This is a genomic window from Flavobacterium sp. (genome assembly GCF_041911335.1).
Taxonomy (GTDB): Bacteria; Bacteroidota; Bacteroidia; order Flavobacteriales; family Flavobacteriaceae; genus Flavobacterium.
Map to the genome: position 1 here is coordinate 16,746 of NZ_JAYRPD010000059.1, position 19,150 is coordinate 35,895.

The 19,150-nt window shown below is 32.9% G+C and carries 18 protein-coding genes and 1 tRNA gene; 11 read left to right on the top strand and 8 right to left on the bottom strand.

What is annotated here, in order from left to right; genetic code table 11:
- Positions 1 to 19 precede the first annotated feature (19 nt).
- Positions 20 to 1,069 carry an o-succinylbenzoate synthase gene (locus ACE3PD_RS10015; RefSeq protein WP_374402047.1) on the top strand — a complete coding sequence of 350 codons (1,050 nt, stop codon included), beginning with the start codon at positions 20 to 22 and terminating at the stop codon, positions 1,067 to 1,069.
- A 98-nt stretch (positions 1,070 to 1,167) separates the two neighbouring features.
- Positions 1,168 to 1,749 (top strand): tRNA-(ms[2]io[6]A)-hydroxylase, encoded by a 582-nt coding sequence (locus ACE3PD_RS10020; protein WP_374402050.1) that lies wholly within the window; start codon positions 1,168 to 1,170, stop codon positions 1,747 to 1,749.
- Between the two features lie 56 nt (positions 1,750 to 1,805).
- Here ACE3PD_RS10020 and ACE3PD_RS10025 read toward each other — a convergent pair whose 3' ends face one another.
- Entirely contained in the window at positions 1,806 to 3,020 is a 1,215-nt protein-coding gene (locus ACE3PD_RS10025) for a glycosyltransferase family 4 protein (RefSeq protein ID WP_374402052.1), read from the bottom strand.
- A 157-nt stretch (positions 3,021 to 3,177) separates the two neighbouring features.
- On the opposite strand from ACE3PD_RS10025, the gene ACE3PD_RS10030 reads away from it, so the two are divergent.
- The 5 genes from ACE3PD_RS10030 to ACE3PD_RS10050 all read left to right on the top strand — a co-directional run bounded on the left by ACE3PD_RS10030 (position 3,178) and on the right by ACE3PD_RS10050 (position 10,720).
- The gene (locus tag ACE3PD_RS10030; RefSeq protein WP_374402054.1) at positions 3,178 to 3,690 is read left to right on the top strand and encodes an NUDIX domain-containing protein; all 513 of its coding nucleotides are present in this window, start codon (positions 3,178 to 3,180) and stop codon (positions 3,688 to 3,690) included.
- A gap of 1,445 nt (positions 3,691 to 5,135) precedes the next feature.
- Positions 5,136 to 5,519: an HU family DNA-binding protein gene (locus tag ACE3PD_RS10035; protein WP_374402056.1), complete on the top strand. Its 384-nt coding sequence runs from the start codon at positions 5,136 to 5,138 to the stop codon at positions 5,517 to 5,519.
- 716 nt (positions 5,520 to 6,235) lie between these two features.
- Positions 6,236 to 9,475, top strand: coding sequence for a type ISP restriction/modification enzyme (locus ACE3PD_RS10040; RefSeq protein WP_374402059.1), 3,240 nt, complete (start codon positions 6,236 to 6,238; stop codon positions 9,473 to 9,475).
- Positions 9,475 to 10,101, top strand: coding sequence for a hypothetical protein (locus ACE3PD_RS10045; protein WP_374402061.1), 627 nt, complete (start codon positions 9,475 to 9,477; stop codon positions 10,099 to 10,101). Before ACE3PD_RS10040 ends, ACE3PD_RS10045 begins: the two co-directional genes overlap by 1 nt.
- 160 nt (positions 10,102 to 10,261) lie before the next feature.
- Positions 10,262 to 10,720 (top strand): DUF1905 domain-containing protein, encoded by a 459-nt coding sequence (locus tag ACE3PD_RS10050; protein WP_374402063.1) that lies wholly within the window; start codon positions 10,262 to 10,264, stop codon positions 10,718 to 10,720.
- Between the two features lie 348 nt (positions 10,721 to 11,068).
- Here the strand turns inward: ACE3PD_RS10050 and ACE3PD_RS10055 are convergent.
- Positions 11,069 to 11,142: transfer RNA gene (locus ACE3PD_RS10055), tRNA-Arg, on the bottom strand.
- A 71-nt stretch (positions 11,143 to 11,213) separates the two neighbouring features.
- Between ACE3PD_RS10055 and ACE3PD_RS10060 the strand changes: the two genes are divergently transcribed.
- Positions 11,214 to 11,726, top strand: coding sequence for an adenine phosphoribosyltransferase (locus tag ACE3PD_RS10060; protein WP_374402065.1), 513 nt, complete (start codon positions 11,214 to 11,216; stop codon positions 11,724 to 11,726).
- Positions 11,727 to 11,808: 82 nt separating this feature from the next.
- Here the strand turns inward: ACE3PD_RS10060 and ACE3PD_RS10065 are convergent, their stop codons facing one another.
- The 4 genes from ACE3PD_RS10065 to ACE3PD_RS10080 all read right to left on the bottom strand — a co-directional run bounded on the left by ACE3PD_RS10065 (position 11,809) and on the right by ACE3PD_RS10080 (position 15,563).
- Positions 11,809 to 11,949 carry an SsrA-binding protein gene (locus ACE3PD_RS10065; RefSeq protein WP_374402067.1) on the bottom strand — a complete coding sequence of 47 codons (141 nt, stop codon included), beginning with the start codon at positions 11,947 to 11,949 and terminating at the stop codon, positions 11,809 to 11,811.
- Between the two features lie 60 nt (positions 11,950 to 12,009).
- Entirely contained in the window at positions 12,010 to 13,875 is a 1,866-nt protein-coding gene (locus ACE3PD_RS10070; RefSeq protein WP_374402069.1) for a M56 family metallopeptidase, read from the bottom strand.
- Between the two features lies 1 nt (position 13,876).
- Complete coding sequence (locus ACE3PD_RS10075) at positions 13,877 to 14,236, bottom strand: BlaI/MecI/CopY family transcriptional regulator (protein ID WP_374402071.1); 360 nt, start codon at positions 14,234 to 14,236, stop codon at positions 13,877 to 13,879.
- 100 nt (positions 14,237 to 14,336) lie between these two features.
- Positions 14,337 to 15,563: an MDR family MFS transporter gene (locus ACE3PD_RS10080; protein ID WP_374402073.1), complete on the bottom strand. Its 1,227-nt coding sequence runs from the start codon at positions 15,561 to 15,563 to the stop codon at positions 14,337 to 14,339.
- Between the two features lie 84 nt (positions 15,564 to 15,647).
- On the opposite strand from ACE3PD_RS10080, the gene ACE3PD_RS10085 reads away from it, so the two are divergent.
- The 3 genes from ACE3PD_RS10085 to ACE3PD_RS10095 are packed head-to-tail and all read left to right on the top strand — an operon-like array spanning position 15,648 to position 17,633.
- Positions 15,648 to 16,238 carry a DUF1684 domain-containing protein gene (locus tag ACE3PD_RS10085; protein WP_374402075.1) on the top strand — a complete coding sequence of 197 codons (591 nt, stop codon included), beginning with the start codon at positions 15,648 to 15,650 and terminating at the stop codon, positions 16,236 to 16,238.
- Positions 16,231 to 16,878 (top strand): TatD family hydrolase, encoded by a 648-nt coding sequence (locus tag ACE3PD_RS10090; RefSeq protein WP_374402077.1) that lies wholly within the window; start codon positions 16,231 to 16,233, stop codon positions 16,876 to 16,878. Before ACE3PD_RS10085 ends, ACE3PD_RS10090 begins: the two co-directional genes overlap by 8 nt.
- Before the next feature lie 32 nt (positions 16,879 to 16,910).
- The gene (locus tag ACE3PD_RS10095; protein ID WP_374402079.1) at positions 16,911 to 17,633 is read left to right on the top strand and encodes a ThiF family adenylyltransferase; all 723 of its coding nucleotides are present in this window, start codon (positions 16,911 to 16,913) and stop codon (positions 17,631 to 17,633) included.
- Between the two features lie 29 nt (positions 17,634 to 17,662).
- On the opposite strand, the gene ACE3PD_RS10100 is transcribed toward ACE3PD_RS10095, so the two are convergent.
- Both ACE3PD_RS10100 and ACE3PD_RS10105 read right to left on the bottom strand, forming a co-directional pair.
- Positions 17,663 to 18,691, bottom strand: coding sequence for a hypothetical protein (locus ACE3PD_RS10100; RefSeq protein WP_374402081.1), 1,029 nt, complete (start codon positions 18,689 to 18,691; stop codon positions 17,663 to 17,665).
- 34 nt (positions 18,692 to 18,725) lie between these two features.
- Positions 18,726 to 18,914: a hypothetical protein gene (locus ACE3PD_RS10105; protein WP_194095847.1), complete on the bottom strand. Its 189-nt coding sequence runs from the start codon at positions 18,912 to 18,914 to the stop codon at positions 18,726 to 18,728.
- Between the last annotated feature and the right edge of the window lie 236 nt (positions 18,915 to 19,150).

Sequence of the window (19,150 nt, forward strand, 5' to 3'; positions counted from 1 at the left end):
TTTGCGCTTGTACTTGAATATGAAAGCAACCTACAAAAAATACATCCTGAATTTCAAACGCCCAAGCGGGACTTCTCGTGGGGTAATGACGGAGAAAGAAACTTGGTTTTTAATCTTGGAAGAAAAGGGTAAAATCGGGATAGGTGAGTGTGGTATTTTACGAACCCTTTCTATTGATGATAGACCCGATTATGAAGAAAAACTACAATGGGTTTGCCAGAACATTCATTTGGGAAAAGATAAGTTATGTGAAGAACTAATCGAGTTTCCTTCGATTCAGTTTGGCGTAGAGATGGCGTTTTTGTCGTTGCAATCTAAAACACCTTTCGATTTATTTCCTTCTGAATTTACTGCAGGCAAAAAGAATATGTTAATCAACGGTTTGGTTTGGATGGGCGAGGAGCAGTTTATGAAAACCCAAATCGAAGAAAAATTAGCCCAAGGATTTTCGTGTATTAAACTGAAAATTGGCGCGATTGATTTCGAAAAAGAATTAGGTTTGTTGCGATTTATTCGTCAAAATTTTGATGCTAACACCATTGAAATTCGTGTAGATGCTAACGGTGCTTTTGATTCAAATGAAGCTTTAAGTAAATTGAATCAATTATCTGAATTTGAATTGCATAGTATTGAACAACCAATCAAAGCGAATCAACTCCAAGAGATGAAATTGCTTTGTAAGCAAACGCCTTTTCCAATCGCGTTAGACGAAGAATTAATTGGTGTTTTTGGAATTGAGAAAAAACGAAAATTATTAGAAGAAATTCAGCCCCAATACATCATTTTAAAACCAAGTTTAGTCGGTGGTTTCAAAGGAACTTTAGAATGGATTTCCATAGCTGAAAGTTTAAATATTGGTTGGTGGATTACTTCTGCATTAGAAAGCAACATCGGATTAAATGCGATTACGCAATTTACTTTCACACTCAATAATCCCATGCCGCAAGGTTTAGGAACGGGTGGTTTGTATACGAATAATTTCGATTGTCCGTTGGAAATTGAGAAGGGACATATTCAGTATAATGTTCAAAAGCACTGGGATGTTTCTAATTTAGGAATTTCAGTATAAATACAATAATTTTGCACTATTAATTTGGTTTGAGTAATAGTTTTAAAGTTGTCAAAAGCCACTTTTCACTTTTTACTTTTCACTTTTTACTTGAAAATATGTTTCGTTTAAAATTACCAACCGACCCAAGATGGGCTAACATCGCCGAAGGAAACTTAGAAGAAATTCTAACCGATCATGCTTGGTGCGAATTGAAAGCGTCTTCTAACGCCATTATGTTAATCAATATGTTGCCTGAGTTTACGGAAATCACAACTGAGTTGACGAAGATTGCTAAAGAAGAAATGGATCATTTCGAGCAAGTGCATGAGATTATCAAAGCGCGTGGTTGGGTATTAGGGCGAGAACGAAAAGACAGTTATGTAAACGACTTATTCAAGTTTATGAAGCCTGGAAATCGCAAGCATTTAATTGTGGAACGCATGTTGTTTGCTGCCATGATTGAAGCTAGAAGTTGCGAGCGATTCAAAGTGTTATCAGATAATATCAAAGACGAAGAATTAGCTGTTTTTTATAGAGAATTAATGATTTCGGAAGCCAATCACTACACTTCATTTTTGCAATTTGCTCACGAATTAGCGGAAGAAGGGTACGATGTTAAAAAGCGTTGGGAAGAATGGCTAGAATTTGAAGCAAAAGTGATTGCGAGTTACGGGAAATCGGAGACGATTCATGGATAAAAGTAGGCAGTCTCAGTCTCAGTGTTCAGATATTCTGCGACTGTAAACTGCGACTGTCAACTATTCTTAGCTTCAATCCATTTACTCATATATTTCGTGCTCTGTAGACTTTGATGTTGCAAGATTTGTCCGAAGAAGTTTTGAGTTCTGTGTGTTTTCAAATTTTCTTGAAGATTTGCTACTTGATTCATGAAATCACTTTCGAATAATTCCTTTTTGAAACGTTTTTCAATGATTTCATAACCCTTTTTTTGAGTGGTTTCCCAAAGCGATTTGTCATTATATAATTTGACTACTTTTTCAATAAAATCAGCTTCATCTGAAGTGATGAATCCATTCCAATCTAAATTTCCATTCATTGCTTCGGCACCCATTTCTGTGGTTATTGAAGGTAATCCTTGTTGCATGGCTTCAAATAATTTTCCTTTCAAACCAGCTCCGTACGGAATTGGCGCTAACAACACTTTTGCTTTTGCATACACTTTTGCAACACTTTCGGCTCTTCCTTTAATTAAGAAACCTTCTTTTTCATTGTGTAATTGCTTGGCTTTTTCCGAAACATATGCACCATAAACATGAAGTTCGGCTTCGGGAAGTTGTTTTTTGATGAATTTCCACTGTTTTTTTAAGACTAAAACGGTTTGCCAATTAGGTTCATGTAAAAAGTTACCTATACTGACAAAATGGTTTCGCTCTTCAAACTTTGGAATATTGATATTTATTTCTTCCGATAAAAAAGGCAAATAATACAAAAGTGAAGCATCAATTTTAAACGTTTCAGTGGCTAATTGCATTTCGTATTCGGAAATCAATAACGTCAAATCACATCTGTACATCGAAGCCATTTCGCGTTTGAAAACATCGGAAATGTAATCTTCAAAGACCAATTCTCGATTTTGTTTGAAGGCTACTTCTCGAGCTTTTCTTAAAAAATGTAAATCTTCGGTGTCTAAAATTCGTAATACATTCGGACATTGTTCCATCACTCGCCATCCATATTGTTCTTCTATCATGAAACGATCAAAAAGAACAACATTTGGATTTAATTCTTTTATCAAATTATCAAAACTACTATCATTCAGTTGAATGGTTTGCGTTTTAACTGAAATTGTACTTAAATCAAACGAGAAATCCGATGGCATTGCCGAACACAAAAACGTGATTTCATAGTCTTGCTTTTGAAACAAGGCAATGAGTTGCAACATTCTGCTTCCTGCTGCGGTTGAATTGGGTTCTGGCCATACGGCTCCGATGATGACTAAGTGGTTCATGAGGCAAATATAGTTATTAAGTAAAAAGTAAAAAGTAAAAAGTAAAAAGTAAAAAGTAAAAAGTAAAAAGTAAAAAGTAAATTTGCACTAATCACTAATCACTAATCACTAATCACTAATCACTAATCACTAATCACTAATCACTAATCAATTAAAAATGAGTTTTTTTAAATTTTGTCCGAGTTGTGCTTCAACGCATTTTACTTTTCCTGATAATCGTCGGTTTTTATGTGAAGATTGCGGTTTTACGTATTATCACAACATTGCAGCTGCCGTAGCGCTTGTTTTTACGTTTGAGGACAAAGTGTTGTTTACGGTTCGAAATGTGGATCCTGATAAAGGGAAATGGGATTTGCCTGGTGGCTTTATCGACCCAAATGAAACGGCGGAAGAAGCGGCTTGTAGAGAGATTAGAGAGGAGTTGGGATTAAATTTGCAGGCTTCCGATTTAAAGTATGTTACGACTTCACCAAATAATTATTTGTACAAAAACGTGCCTTACAGAACGATGGATATTTTTTATGAATGCGCCTTGCCTTCAGATGTAATTAATGTAGCTGCTGAAGATGAAATTCAGGATTTAATTTGGGTAAAACGTTCGGAAATTGATTTGGAGAAAATTGGTTTTGTTTCGATACGCAAGGTGATAGGAGAAAAGTATTTGAAATAGTTGATTTTGTTTTTCAGGTTTTTGGAACACAGATTGAAGAAATTGAAGTCATCTTTAAAATTTAAATCCTTGAAATCTTTAGAAATTCATTGACACGATTGTCATCCTGAGCGGAGTCGAAGGCTAATGAAAAAGTATAGCACTAAAATTTCTTAGAAAGAATTGTCCCCTTGAGGGGACTTTAGGGGTGTTACAGTTGTGATTTTACCGCAGATTAACAGATTTTAAATGGTGTTACGGTTGTTATTTTACACCGAGCTTCACCGAGTTTCTTTTGAAGTGGATAGCGTTGAGAGAGCTACACAGAGCGTTTTACTTGTTTGATTTAAAAGAGTTAAAGTAAAATTTCTTAGGAAGAATTGTCCCCTTGAGGGGACTTTAGGGGTGTTACGTGTGTTTTGAATGATGAATAACGAATGTTGAAAGTTGAATTTGATTTTTGCCCTTGAACTTGCCCTTGTTTTTGCTTTGTAATACACATTGATGAAATTGAAATAATTTTTAAAATTTAAATGCCCAGAAATCTTTAGAAATTCATTGACTCGATTGTCACCCTGAGCGGAGTCGAAGGCTAATGAAAAAATAGCTCTAAAATTTCATAGAAAGAATTGTCCCCTTGAGGGGACTTTAGGGGTGTTACAGTTGTGATTTTACCGCAGATTAACAGATTTTAAATGATGTTACGGTTGTGATTTTACACCGAGCTACACCGAGTTTCTTTTTATTTGGATTGCGTTGAGAGAGCTACACCGAGCGTTTCACTTATTTGAGTTTTCTAACCGCACCGTTTGTCATGCTGTAAAGCATCTCTTGTATAAGTGATTGATGATGGGTGATGGGTTGGCTTTTACTTCGTAAAGCTTTGTGTTCTTTGTGCTTTCTTAGTGCGCATTGTGGTTAAGATTTTACACCGAGCTTCACGGAGTTTCTTTTACTTGTATTGCGTTGAGAGAGCTACACAGAGCGTTTTACTTGTTTGAGTTTTCTAACCGCCCAGTTTGTCATGCTGCTAAGCATCGCTATTGATTTTTGCCCTTGAACTTGTTCTTGCCTTTATTCTTACCTTTGAACTTGCCCTTGCCCTTGCTCTTGCCCTTTAAATTATCATTATACAATATTGCAAAAGAAAACAAAGCTTTGATGAATTGAAAAAATTACTAATTTCCAAGCAACATAAATTTTGTGAGCTCCTTATTTTTCAGATGGTCTGAGCGATATGATATGTAATTTGTATAAATATAATTGTTTGAAATTCAATAGGTTAAAAAATTATATTGATTTACTGACAATCAATAGCTTTGTTTAAAACTTACTCCAATTGTGAATAAGTTTGACTTTCTTTTTTCCTACAAATTTATAAACTTTGTAAACGTCGGTTAGGCACGAAATCCGAAGCTAGTGTACTATGACAAAAAATAATTTATTCACTTTTAACACTAAAAAATATGAGTGTAAAGTATAAAGTTCTTCCTAGAAAAAACCCTCAGGACATGACAGCGCCTGAAAAATTTTATGCCGCTGCTATTGCAGATGGTGAAGTTGATTTAGACAAATTAGCCGAGCAAATTTCGTATCAATGTACGGTAACCGAATCGGATTGCTATGCCGTATTGTTGTCTTTAGAGCGCAACATTATTAGCGAATTAGAGCAAGGCAGAATTGTCAAATTAGGACGTTTAGGTAATTTTCAAATTGGGGTAAGCTCTGAAGGTAAAGATACGGCTGAAGAAGTTACTTCGGGAGCCATTACCAAAACACGAATTTTATTCCGTCCAGGTAAAAGATTACGTTCTTTATTGAATGACTTGTCATTTAGAAAAGCGAGCTAGAACCCCTTTTTTGAGCGTAATTTTGTAGTAAGACCTCGAGTATTCCAGTGCTCGGGGTCTTTTTTTTGTTATAATTGTAACAATTTCGTCCTGATGAAACTTTTGCTTTGTCCTGACGAACCTTTTCTTTCGTCCTGATGTTTTACTTTTTTCATGCTGACCAACTGAAAAAAATAGTTTTCGTGTCTATTTTAAAAAAAATGTAGCGTTTTTTTACTTTATAATTACCATTCTTTACATTTTTCCAACGATTTTTTTAACCGTTTATCGAATTTTTAGTCACTAAAAAGCATAAAAAAAGCTCAAAAAAACTGGCTAGAACCCCTATTTTTGAGCGTAATTTTGTAATAAGACCTCGAGTAGTTCCAGCTACTCTAACGAAATTATAGTGTAAATATAGTATTATTTTTAATTCTGCCGATGCTCCTTTTTAAAATTTAACATTGAAAAATGCAACTTTTTTATTGTTGTATTTTAATTATTTTTTTTACAAAAGCCTTACAATTTGTTTGTTCTAAAAAAATGTTTTCTAACGTTTTTCTATTTAAAATTCTTAATACGGATTTCCACATTTTTATCTCAATCCCATTGTTTACTTTAAGTGCTGAAGCATCGACCTAAGTTTTACCTGGTTTTAAGTTCAGGTAGTGGTATAGCTTGTGTAGGTGCTTTTTTTTTCATAAGTTTGAAAAAGTCAGAAATTAATTACTTACCTAATGACACTTACACAATACATCGATAAAATAAACACGCTTTACAAAACAGGAAACGCACGTGAACATTCGTATCGTGGTGACCTTCAAAACCTCATCATGGCCATTTTGCCTGATGTATTAGTAACCAACGAACCTGCTCGAGTAGATTGTGGTGCGCCTGATTATGTGTTAACCCGTAAAGACGTTCCTGTTGGTTACATTGAAGCGAAAGATATTGGAGTAGACTTAGGAAGCAAAACTTTAAAAGAACAATTTGACCGCTACAAATCGGGATTATCGAATTTGATTTTTACTGATTATATGGATTTCCATTTTTACAAAGATGGAGAACTAACAACCAAAATTGCGATTGCTACCCTTCGACAAGCTCAGGATGGTAAATCGGTTGAAATTGTTCCCATTCCTGAAAACTTTGAACAATTTAACCAACTCATAAAAAACTTTGCCGAAACCATTTCGCAAACTATCAAGTCACCAACTAAATTGGCGCAAATGATGGCGGGAAAGGCGCGTTTAATGGCTGATATTATTGAAAAATCATTAAACTATGACGACCAAGAAGGCAAACGCTCACAACTAAAATCACAAATGCTTTCGTTTCAACAAATGTTGATACACGACATCGACAACAAAGCATTTTCTGACATATACGCTCAAACTATTGCTTATGGTATGTTTGCAGCTCGTTATCACGACCCAACTTTACCTACTTTTTCAAGAATGGAAGCGGCTGAGCTTATCCCAAAATCAAATCCATTTCTTAGAAAATTATTTCAAGACATTGCGGGTTTTGATTTGGACACCCGTTTAACTTGGATAGTTGACGAGTTGGTTAATATTTTCCTAGCTTCAGACGTGGCTCAAATTATGAAAAACTTTGGTAAAAGCACTAAACAGGAAGACCCTGTGGTGCACTTTTACGAAACGTTTTTAGGGGAATACAATCCCGCATTAAGAAAAGCTCGTGGCGTATGGTACACACCGCAACCCGTTGTAAATTTTATTGTTCGTGCGGTTGATGATATTTTAAAAACCGAGTTCAATTTACCACAAGGTTTAGCCGATACCAGCAAAACAAAAATTAAGAAAAAGACGGTCACCCAAACGGGAACAGGTGCCAATTCCAAAATAAAAGAGGTTGAAACGGAAACAGAAGTTCATAAAGTACAAATTCTTGATCCCGCTACAGGAACAGGAACTTTTCTTGCAGAAGTAGTTAAACACATACATAAGAAATTTGAAGGACAACAAGGCATTTGGAGCAAGTATGTAACCAATGACTTAATACCTCGTTTAAACGGCTTTGAGTTGCTTATGGCGAGTTATGCTATGGCGCACTTGAAAATGGATATGTTATTAACCGAAACAGGTTACAAACCCACAGACGACCAACGTTTTAAAATATTTTTGACTAATAGTTTAGAAGAAGCGCACCCCGATACCCAAACCCTATTTAGTAGTTGGTTAAGTGACGAAGCCGACCAAGCGAATGCCATAAAAAGAGATGCACCCGTAATGGTGGTAATTGGAAACCCTCCGTACAGTGGCGAAAGCGCCAATAAAGGAGAATGGATTATGAACCTAATGGAAGACTACAAAAAAGAACCAGGAGGCAAAGAGAAATTAAAAGAACGAAATCCAAAATGGATAAATGACGATTATGTAAAATTCATGCGTTTTGGGCAACACTTTATAGATAAAAACGGAAGTGGAATATTAGCTTTTATTAACCCACATGGTTTTTTAGACAACCCGACTTTTCGCGGTATGCGTTGGAATTTATTGAAAACTTATGATAAAATTTACACCATAGATTTACACGGAAACAGCAAGAAAAAAGAAACCGCTCCCGATGGCTCTATTGACCAAAATGTATTCGACATAATGCAAGGGGTTTCGATTAATTTATTGGTAAAAACAGGAAAGAAAAAAGAAAATGATTTAGCCGAAGTTTTTCATTTTGATTTGTTTGGAAAAAGAGATTTAAAGTATAATTTTTTAAACGAACATAGTACAAAAACAATTAACTGGAAGCTATTACAACCACAAGAACCTGAATTGTTTTTTGTGCCAAAGAATTTTGAAATAAAAGAGTCCTATGACAAAGGGTTTTCAGTAAGTGATTTATTTTTAGTTAATGGTGTAGGTTTAACAACTGCACATGATGAATTTGTAATCAAAGAGAAAAAAGATGAACTCTTAAAATTTTATCAAAACTTTCAAAATTCACCAAGAGATGCAGAATATCTTCACAAAGAATTTAATGTTAATAAAAAATCAGGTTGGGATATTTTACAAGGATATGATAACATTAAAAATGAGAAAGATTTAACTAAATATTTAAAACCTATTTCTTATAGACCTTTTGATGATAGATTCATATTTTATGAAGATAAACTTGTTTGGAGAACAGTTAGAAAAGTAATGCAACACTTTTTAGAAGGTGATAATTTAGGTTTTGTAACAGTAAATCGCCAACCGTTTTCTAATTCTACCTCTTATTATTTTCTTTCAAAAAAAATAATTGGAACTGGTTACATAAGATCCGATAGTGTAAGTATTGATAATTTTTTTCCACTATATTTATATAATCATACAACAAAACAACAAAGCCTATTAAACGAAGTAGTTCGCACACCCAATCTCAACATGGAAATTGTGAATGAGATAGCAAAAGGGTTGGGGTTAGCATTTACACCAGAGAAAGAAGACGGCAATGTTTGTTTGGCAAATGATAAAGACGTTCGTTCTGAGTATAGAACCACGTTTGCTCCAATAGATTTATTGGATTATATCTATGCGGTGCTGCATTCACCAACCTATCGAGAAACGTATAAAGAATTTTTAAAAATAGATTTTCCTAGAGTGCCTTATCCAAAGGATTCTAACATCTTTTGGCAATTGGTTCAACTAGGTGGAGAACTAAGACAAATTCATTTATTGGAAAGTTCAACAGTAGAAAAATACATTACGCAATATCCTGAAGATGGTGACAACATTGTAACGAAACCAACTTACAAAAACGGCAACGTATATATTAACGAAACACAATATTTCGCCAACGTTCCCGAAGTCGCTTGGAACTTTTACATTGGTGGTTACCAGCCTGCTCAAAAATGGCTTAAAGACCGTAAAGAACGTGAATTAGGTTTTGAAGATATTTTGCATTATCAAAAAATCATCGTTGCTTTAACAGAAACGGATAGAATAATGAAGGAAATAAATAAAATTGAAATTTAATGTTTGATAAAGAATTTAAAACCGCCATTCACAATTTATCTGATGTAGAAAAAGATAAATTAATACTTAGACTTTTAAGAAAAGATTTAGACTTAGCCAACCGTTTGTATTTTGAATTAGTGGATACCGAAACGGTTGAGCAAAAAAGAGAAAAATTGGCTAAAATTATTTCCAAAAAAATAAAACATGCAAACGAAAGGTTTTATAGTGTAGGTTATCTTTTAATGGATATACGATACATTAGTGGTGATATTAATGAACATGTTAGAATTACCAAAGATAAGTTGGGAGAAATTTCCTTAAATCTTCAAATGTTGATAGAAGTTTTAACTATAAACAGAATGTATATTTTGGCTGCAAAACCTAATAATTGTATTAAGTTTTATACTTACATTGTGGCTAGGGCATTTAAAATTTTACTTCTCATAAAAGCTATTGACGAAGATTATTTAATTGAATTTAAAGAAGATTTAGAAACTTTAGGTAATTTGTTTTTAAGTTACGAACACTTAATGAAACATGCTATTTATAATGGATTAGATGTAAATTGGTTATTAGAGGCTGAAATTCCACAGAACATTGTAGCCATTCACAAAGAAATTAGAGCAAATGGTTTTTTAAAATAGTTTAAAAAAATTACTATTTTGAATGCACGGTTTGTCAACTTAAACGTAGCAGCTGTCAACCTGAACGCAACGCTTGTCAACCTGAACTTGTTTCAGGTTCTAATGAGATGCTGAAACGAGTTCAGCAGTACAGAAACAATAGATAAAATTGAAATTTAATATGCGAATTATCATAGAAAACGAACTTTTAGAGTTACAGTATATTCCAGGCAATGGCGCTTGGACGTACCAATTAATTGTTCCCAATACTAAAGACATTAAAGGCAAATGGGGCGATTTAAAAGTTTCGGGCACTATTGATGGTTATGCTATTCAACATAAGAATTTAGGACCGGTTAAAAATGGAGATAAAAAGCTGGCTGTTAATTCTGAAATACGAAATGCCATTCAAAAAACAGGTGGCGATAAAGTATTGGTTACCTTATTTTTAGAAGACACCCAAAAGACTGACGAGCAAGCCATTTTAGATTGTTTTGCCGAAGCTAATGTTTTGTCTGTTTTTCAAAAACAAGATAAAACCTATCAAAAAGAACTTTTACAAGCCATACAAGATGTAGCCACAGAAGAGCAACAAGTGGCAAAAATTGTGGAAGTAATTACAATTTTGGAGGGTAAGTAATTTTATTTGTTATGAGGCTTTTGCAACACTAAAAGAAGCAAGAGAAATTTCAGATCATGTTCCTATTACAACAGAAATAATAGTAAAATGAATCTCGACTTCGCTCGATTTGACAAGTAGAGGAGTTGTATGTTCGGTGAGTTTTAGGTAGAGGAGTTGTAAGCTCGGTGAGTTATAGTAGAGGAGTTGTATGTTCGGTGAGTTTTAGGTAAAGTTTTGTATTTTGACTGATGTAGGTATTGGGAGTAGGTTTAATGTTTCGAGTTTTTTTTGAATTTGCTAATTGAACTCTATTAGTTTTATAATCCTATTCAAAACAAAAAAAGCCCTGCAATTGCAGAGCTTTTGTGACCTCGACTGGATTCAAACCAGTAACCTTCTGAGCCGTAATCAGATGCGCTATTCAGTTGCGCCACGAGGCCGATTTTGTGAGTGCAAATATAGATATATTTGTGTAAATTGCAAACCCTAACAAGAAAAAAAGTAAATAAAAATGAACTTACAAGACTATATCCGTGATATTCAAGATTTTCCAAAGCCAGGAATTGGTTTTAAAGATATAACACCGTTGTTAATTTCACCTGAAGCAACTGCTTTTTGCATAGAAACTTTGGTTAATTCGTTGCAAAATCAGAAAATTGATAAGGTAATAGGAGTAGAGAGTCGTGGTTTTTTCTTTGGAATCTTATTGGCACAAAAATTAAATGCCGGATTTATTCCGGTTCGCAAGCCTAAAAAATTGCCTTTTACTACGATTAGTGCTTCTTATGAATTGGAATATGGAACCGATACTTTAGAAATGCATGTAGATGCAATTCAACCCGGAGATAAGATTTTAATTCACGATGATGTTTTGGCAACAGGAGGCACTGCAAAAGCGGTTTGTGAATTAGTAGAGCAATTAGGTGGCGAAATCGTGCAAATGAATTTCTTAATGGAGTTGTCGTTTTTAAACGGAAGAACGAAATTAGGAGATAAGGAAATATTTGCTGCTTTAACTTATTGATTTTGAAACATATAAGCCATATAAGTTTTATTGTTTTAAACTAAAAGTTATGATAAGTTCATAAAAGCCTGTTTTGTCTGACTTATTTTAAACTTTTTATTGTAACCCAATAACGATAAGCAATAATTGCTTTTTGCCAATTTTTAGCTTTTATAGGATCTAAACCTTGTTTGGTAAAACTGGGTAAAAGGGCTTTGTTGAGTTTGGCAAGTAGTTTATACATGGTTAAATTTTTGGCAAATATATAAAAATAAAAAATCCCGAGTGAATCGGGATTTTTTGGTTATTTGGTTTTGACTTCAATTTTCTTTACAACAACGATATTATTTTCATTTGTCTCTTTTTCAGTTACTTCTAGAAAATAAATCTTCGAATGATCCATATCTAAAAATGATTTTGAATCTACGTTTTTACCATTAATAATAATTTGAGGTCCATTTTCATCTAATCTTACAGAAGGTGAATCAGGGATTTTTAAATATTTTTCATGATAAATTATATTGTGGTCACCATCTTCTGTAATGATAGTAACAACATTATCTCTTTTTTTAATGACATCTATATTTTCTGTTTTTTTATTTACCACTAGCATATCCGCTTTATCATTCATTACTATTTTAGTCTCATTCTCATTTATTTTTTTTCCATTAACATAATATTTTGAGACAACTTTTGGATTTTTGTTTTCATCATAAATAATAGAAGCACCATTAATAATTACGACACCATTTTTACCTTTTTCGCCAAATTTTTCATATCCTTCTTCTTTTGAATAAAAAGTAATGGCTTCTTTTGTTTCAACCCTTGCATTTTTAAATTCCGATAAGTCTATTTCTTTACCATCAATAATCCAAAGAGCCTCATTTGCTTTGACAGATTCATTAAGTTTAACTTGATTAACTTCAAACTTTTTAACTTTCACTTCAGTTCCTGCAATTTTTGAAAGTTTTTCATCTACAACATAGTCCGAATAATCAGGTTCAGCAGTAAATCCAATTTTTCCTTCTTCAGCACTAAAGTAAATTGGTTGAATTGGTTCATCGCCTTTGATTTCTTTAATTCCTTTGTTGCCTTTACCATCGTTAAACTCGATTTTAATAGCAATAATTTCACCGTTTTTGTTGCGTTTTACATTCGAAAATTTAAAATCAATTCCTTGGCTTTTTAATAGTGCTGCATCTGATTTCATTTCTTCATCGGTTGCCTTTTTATCCCAACTAAAACCAATGGCTTCAACTTTTACAGCATGAGCTTTTTTTGGATTTTCTTTGACTTGCGCCACCGTTTCAATTTGAAATAATAACATGAAACCTACTAATAGCGGAAGAATGGTGGCATACTTCCAAACATTTCTTTTGTTTGATTGATTTGTGTGTAACATAACGATTCGTTTTTTGATTAATGATTGATAAAATTGATTGGTAATACTTAAGTCGTGTTGATGAGTCACTACTTTTAATAAGGTTCTTTGATATTCGTATTTGTTTTCTATTTGTTGAAAAGTTTCGCTATCTGCAATAAATTCAAGGTTTTGTAACATAGCTTTCCGATACAACCAGATGATTGGGTTTGCCCAAAAGAAAGCACAAAACAGTTTTGAAAGCAATACATCAATGGAATGTTTTTGCTTCACATGAATGCTTTCGTGCGTTAAAATATGTTGGAATTCTTCTTTAGAGAATCGATTCGGATTAATCACAATATAATGAAAGAACGAAAATGGATTTTCTGTTGTGTCCGTATGAATTAAAGTGAAACCTGTTTCTTTATGCTTTTGATGTTTTCTGATTTTATTAAAGAAGGAAGCCAATTCCAACGTAATTTTCATTACGATTAGTATCGAAATTACTGCATAAGCTGTTGTTAAAATCAATGACCAATCCAAAGGCGTTTCTTGAACGGGAACTTCAATTGTATTGTTTATAACAGGAATTACTTCTTCATAGTAGACTGGAATTGGTGTTGGTTCTACCCAAATCGTATTAGTAAACGTAATCAAAGGTAAAATCAAAGACAAAACCAAACCACCAATCAAATACCAACGATTTGAGGTAAAAAAAGTTTCTTTTCGAAGAAATAAAACGTACATCAAATAAAACAGAATGATGAGTCCGTTTGCTTTTACAAAATAGAGCAGTAGATTTTCCATGCTATTTCTTTTTTTCGATTAATGCTAAAATTTCACGAAGTTCATCTGCCGAAATCTTTTCTTCTTCAGCAAAAAAGGAAACTAAATTTTTGTACGAACTATTGAAATAGTTATCAATAGCGGTATTCATGAAGGTTTTTCTGTAATCTTCCAATTTAACGATAGGAAAGTACTGATGCGTTTTTCCGTAAGCATTATGACTTACATATCCTTTTTCCTCTAAATTACGAACAATAGTAGAAAGCGTGTTGTAATGAGGTTTATCATCAGTGATTTCTTCCATGATATCTTTTACAAAAGCTTTTTTAAGCTTCCATAAAATATGCATGATTTCTTCTTCTTTGTTGGTTAGTTTTTGCATAGTCATAAGTTTGTCATTCTGAGCTTGTCGAAGAACAAATCTATAACTATATTTTTAGTTTCACAACTGTTTTTATAGTTATTTAACTAAATTTTTAGTTTTAAAGATTTCTTGGAGGTTCTTTAGCCACTAATTTTTTGGTCCAAATGAAAAGTAAAACACCAATAACACCAAGAGTTCCCATGAAAAACCAGTTGGTTTGATAACTAAATCGATCGATTATTTCCATTCCTGTTTTCGCACTTAAAATATGGGCTAAACTATAACTCATCGTAAAAATGGCCATGTAACGACCTTCGTGACCTTTAGGAGCGCGACTCATGGCAAAAGAATTCGAAAATGGAAAAGCGAACATTTCGGCAAACGTCATAAATATCATCATGATAATTAAAATACCAGCCCAATTATTCACTAAAAGCAAATAAATACTTATCGCCATTGCTAAACAACCGTAAGTAATGACTTTTAACTTGTTGATTTTATGTTTTTCGATATAACTCACAATTGGCATTTCCAAGAAGAAGACTAAAATACCATTTAATGTTAATAGCAAACCAGTTTGGAATTCGCTTAAGTTGAATTGTTCTTTGTGATATAACGGAATAGTTGTAAACAATTGGAAGAATAAAATTCCTGTGATCAAAGTTCCCGTTAAGAATATCCAGAATGGCGTATCTTTAAAAACAGAGTGCGTTAATATTTCGCCCGGATGTTCCTTATCTGTGTATTTTGATTTTTTCTTCTCTTTAACTTTAATCCAAAAAATTAATATCGCTAGAATACAACTTGCACCATCTACCCAGAACAATCCTTTGTAACCAACACTCATAATTAATAATCCACCCAATGCAGGACCGGCTGCAAAACCTAGATTAATCGCCAATCGAACTAAAGTTAAAGCACGAGTCCTGTTTTCGGGTTTGGCATAAGCTCCTAAAGAAACAAACATAGCGGGACGAAACATATCTGCAACCGTCATGATTAAGAACATCGCAATTAATAATCCTTCAAAACTAGTTATGAATTGCAACCCAAAGAAAGCAAATCCACTCGTTAGTAAGCTGAAAATCATGATTTTGTAAAACCCGATTTTATCTGATAATTTTCCGCCTAACCAAGACCCAATAATTGAACCACAACCAAAGCTTACCATTATCCATCCGACTTGACTATACGTAAAATGCAAATCTTCTTTCAAGTATTTCGACAAGAAAGGAAGTACCATAGTTCCGGCACGATTAATGAAAGTAATTAAGGTAAGTATCCAAATTTCGCGAGAAAATCCTCTGAAATTATCGATGTATTTGTTGAAAGCGCGTAGTAACATACCTAAAATTGAATTGCAAAATTACGAAAGCCAGCACGATTAAAATGTTATAGAAATTATATATTTTTGTAAAAAATGAATTCTATGAAAAAACTTTTGATTTTCTTATTCTGTTCGGCTTTTGCGTTTGCTCAAAAAGACTTGGCTTCAGCTGAAAAATTTCAAGCTGAACTGAATCAAAGTTTTGCGGATTCATTAAAAAGTCCTTTAATGAAAGAAGATTTTAAATCTTTTAAAGGGTTGGATTTTTTTCCTTTGAATAAAAAATATATTGTAGAAGCTACTTTTATCCGAACTAAAAAGGAGAAAGCTTTTGGAATGAAAACGACAACTTCAAGAACACCATTATATGTGAAATATGGCGAACTTCATTTTTCAATTGATGGTAAAAATTTAAAATTGAATGTTTATAAAAATATCGATTTATCAAAAAAATCGGGTTATGAAGATTATTTGTTTCTTCCATTTTCTGATTTAACATGTGGGAAGGAGAGCTACATTGGTGGAAGATATGTAGACTTGAGAATGCAAAAAGGAAAAACATGGACCATCGATTTTAACAAAGCTTATAATCCGTATTGTGCCTATAATTATGAATATTCGTGTCCGATTGTGCCTTTAGAGAACGATTTAGATGTCGAAATCTTAGCAGGAGTAAAGAAATTCCATGACTAAATTCATCAACCTACATACGCACAAATTTTCAAATCTTTCGGATGTGATTGAAGTCGTAAATCAATATCCGTGGGAATTTGATGCTTCAGTTCCAAATTATTCTATTGGAATTCATCCTTGGTATGTAGATGAAAATCGTTTAGAAACCGATTTGGAAATTATCAAAGAAAAATTGCAATTAAAGGGTTGTTTAGCATTAGGAGAATGTGGTTTGGATAAACGGATTGAAATTCCATTAGGCTTACAGATTTCGGTTTTTAAAAAACAATTAGAATTGGTAAAAGAAACTCAAAAGCCAATTGTTTTACATTGTGTTGCAGCTTATGATGAGGTGATTGCTATCAAGAAAGAAATGAAAATCGAAAATCCAATGATTATTCACGGGTTTTCAAAAAACGAACAAGTAGCACAAACACTTCTGAAAAACGGATTTTATCTTTCGTTTGGAAAATACTTACTTCGTAATCCAGATTTAGAAAAAGTATTTACCTTTGCACCCGAAAATCAAATTTTATTGGAAACCGATACGATTGAGGAATCTATTTATCAAGTCTATGAAAAAGCTGCTGCGATAAAAGGAATTTCAGTAGAGGAGATGAAAGCTATCGTTTTTACTAATTTTTCAAAGATTTTCAGTTAAAAAAATAATCAATTTAACGATTCAAACCAATTATGGCAAAGTGGAAAGAAAGAGCAGTATTGTTATTTAAAGAAGAAGGTATTCAACGATTAGAAAACGCGAATGTTTTGGTAGTTGGATTAGGTGGAGTAGGGAGTTTTGCTGCCGAATTTTTAGCACGAGCAGGTGTTGGGAAAATGACTATTGTTGATGGTGATGTTGTAGATATTACGAATATAAATCGTCAATTACCTGCTTTACACAGCACAGTTGGTGAGCCAAAGGTTAAAATTGTTGGTGACCGATTAATGGATATTAATCCTGATTTAAAATTAACTCGTATTGAAGAGTTTTTATCGCCAGAACGTGCTTTTGAATTAGTAACTCCTGACTTTGATTACGTTTTAGATTGTATTGATAGTTTAACTCCAAAAATCAATTTGATTGTAGCTTGCAAACGCAAAAAAGTGAAGGTAATCAGTAACATGGGAGCAGGTGGTAAGTTTGAAGCTGAAAAAGTTCGTGTGAAAGATATCAGTAAAACCGATTATTGTCCGTTAGCAAAACAGGTGAGAAAACGTTTAAAATTAGAAGGAATTTTGAGCGGTGTTAAAGTAGTTTATTCCTTTGAAAGACCCGATTACGATAGTGTAAAAATGACCGATGGTTCTAATTTCAAAAAGTCGTTTTATGGAACGAATAGTTGGATGCCTGCATTATTTGGTTTACATGCAGCTGAAACGGTTGTCAAACATTTGATAGGAAAAAATAAATAAAATATCCCGATGAAAATCGGGATATTTTTTTACTCTGTTGGTTTAGTTGTTGTATTTTCTACTGGCGCTGTAGCACCTTCTTCAGCTGCTTCTGGTTTTGGCTTTGGAGCATATACTTTTTTCTTAACTGGAACATATAATTCAGTTACCCATTTAGAAGGTTTGCGTTCTTTTGGTAAACTTACTTTATAAACTTCTATAAATTTTCCGTTGAATGAATCTTCAATCAGTTTATTCTTATTTGCATAAGCACGAGCTTTATTCCAAGCTTCTTTACGATGTGAGTAATCTCCTGTCAAAGTAGTTTTTACAGCAAGAAACTCATCAAAGTGACCACCAGAAATCTCACTTCCCGGTGTAGTTAAAATTTCTTCTTCAACAGGAACACACATGGCAAAAATGATTTCCTTGTCATTTGAGCTAATGCTTTCGTAAGTAATAAATGGCAATCCTAAAATATCAATATCATTCTTTTCTACAAAAGCCATCATATTTTGTAACATCGATTTTGATACTTTTTGGAAATCTGTTATAGAACATGTATCTACTTGTTGAATATAATTGGTTGCGTGTTTAGTTACCAATCCACCAATGGCTATTTTGTATGAGGTTAGTTCTTTTACTAGGTAAGTATCTATATTGTTTAAGCCTTCATCTAATTTATCTCCTAAAACATTATCAACTCCACCTTGTAAAACACTTAATAATTTTAATTCAAAATCTAATTTTCCTTTTAATTCCCAAGTAATTAAAGCTCCTTTTTTTGTGTTTTGAAAACGTATAAAAGATTCGTTTTTCATACCAGAGATAGTGATGTTTTGTAAAATCGTATCACTAGGAATTAATTTTAGATTTTTGAAAACAACATTATCTTTATTCCATGGATTCCAATCGATCAAAGCAGTACTATCAGAAACAAAATTGTAAACAATATCTTTTGAAACTTTTATTTCTTTTGAACGCACTATCTTATAATCGCTTTGCTGAGTAGCAACAAATACAATAAATGCTACACCTAAAAGAAGTAATAAAAGAAGTATGTATTTTAAAATTCTCATTGAGATATGAATTTGTTTTTCAAAAGTAAGAAAATTAATCTTTCATTAGTACTTTAATTAAAAAGAGTAATCCAATAAAAACTAAAAATCCTAAAAACACCCAATATGTTCCTTTATAGAATGGTTTCATTTGTTTTAAATCTTTTCGATACACTATAATCATAGTAGTTACAAATACAATAACAAAGAAAATAGCAAAGTAGATTTGGCCTGTTGAAAACATATTGAAAATTTTTACAAAAGTAATAATTTAATAGTATCTAATTTTTTAAATTTAGTGAAATTTATACTATAAGTTATGCAAAAACAATTAAAAGCAGTCACTACCGTCCGAAAGTTTAATTTTTAAAAGTGCCTGAGAATGATTTATTTTGAAAAAACTTTCAAAAATTTTCAAACATGTCACTCTTCAGGCGTTCCAAAAATACAAATAAACCTATACTTGGGCAAATATTATCA

What these genes read in the sequence shown, in the direction of transcription:
- ACE3PD_RS10050 (WP_374402063.1), top strand. Translation starts at nt 10,262, where the DNA reads ATGCGAATTATCATAGAAAACGAACTTTTAGAGTTACAGTATATTCCA.
- ACE3PD_RS10020 (WP_374402050.1), top strand. Translation starts at nt 1,168, where the DNA reads ATGTTTCGTTTAAAATTACCAACCGACCCAAGATGGGCTAACATCGCC.
- ACE3PD_RS10065 (WP_374402067.1), bottom strand. Translation starts at nt 11,949, where the DNA reads ATGTATAAACTACTTGCCAAACTCAACAAAGCCCTTTTACCCAGTTTT.
- ACE3PD_RS10040 (WP_374402059.1), top strand. Translation starts at nt 6,236, where the DNA reads ATGACACTTACACAATACATCGATAAAATAAACACGCTTTACAAAACA.
- ACE3PD_RS10090 (WP_374402077.1), top strand. Translation starts at nt 16,231, where the DNA reads ATGACTAAATTCATCAACCTACATACGCACAAATTTTCAAATCTTTCG.
- ACE3PD_RS10080 (WP_374402073.1), bottom strand. Translation starts at nt 15,563, where the DNA reads ATGTTACTACGCGCTTTCAACAAATACATCGATAATTTCAGAGGATTT.
- ACE3PD_RS10015 (WP_374402047.1), top strand. Translation starts at nt 20, where the DNA reads ATGAAAGCAACCTACAAAAAATACATCCTGAATTTCAAACGCCCAAGC.
- ACE3PD_RS10105 (WP_194095847.1), bottom strand. Translation starts at nt 18,914, where the DNA reads ATGTTTTCAACAGGCCAAATCTACTTTGCTATTTTCTTTGTTATTGTA.
- ACE3PD_RS10025 (WP_374402052.1), bottom strand. Translation starts at nt 3,020, where the DNA reads ATGAACCACTTAGTCATCATCGGAGCCGTATGGCCAGAACCCAATTCA.
- ACE3PD_RS10095 (WP_374402079.1), top strand. Translation starts at nt 16,911, where the DNA reads ATGGCAAAGTGGAAAGAAAGAGCAGTATTGTTATTTAAAGAAGAAGGT.
- ACE3PD_RS10045 (WP_374402061.1), top strand. Translation starts at nt 9,475, where the DNA reads ATGTTTGATAAAGAATTTAAAACCGCCATTCACAATTTATCTGATGTA.
- ACE3PD_RS10085 (WP_374402075.1), top strand. Translation starts at nt 15,648, where the DNA reads ATGAAAAAACTTTTGATTTTCTTATTCTGTTCGGCTTTTGCGTTTGCT.
- ACE3PD_RS10035 (WP_374402056.1), top strand. Translation starts at nt 5,136, where the DNA reads ATGAGTGTAAAGTATAAAGTTCTTCCTAGAAAAAACCCTCAGGACATG.
- ACE3PD_RS10100 (WP_374402081.1), bottom strand. Translation starts at nt 18,691, where the DNA reads ATGAGAATTTTAAAATACATACTTCTTTTATTACTTCTTTTAGGTGTA.
- ACE3PD_RS10075 (WP_374402071.1), bottom strand. Translation starts at nt 14,236, where the DNA reads ATGCAAAAACTAACCAACAAAGAAGAAGAAATCATGCATATTTTATGG.
- ACE3PD_RS10070 (WP_374402069.1), bottom strand. Translation starts at nt 13,875, where the DNA reads ATGGAAAATCTACTGCTCTATTTTGTAAAAGCAAACGGACTCATCATT.
- ACE3PD_RS10060 (WP_374402065.1), top strand. Translation starts at nt 11,214, where the DNA reads ATGAACTTACAAGACTATATCCGTGATATTCAAGATTTTCCAAAGCCA.
- ACE3PD_RS10030 (WP_374402054.1), top strand. Translation starts at nt 3,178, where the DNA reads ATGAGTTTTTTTAAATTTTGTCCGAGTTGTGCTTCAACGCATTTTACT.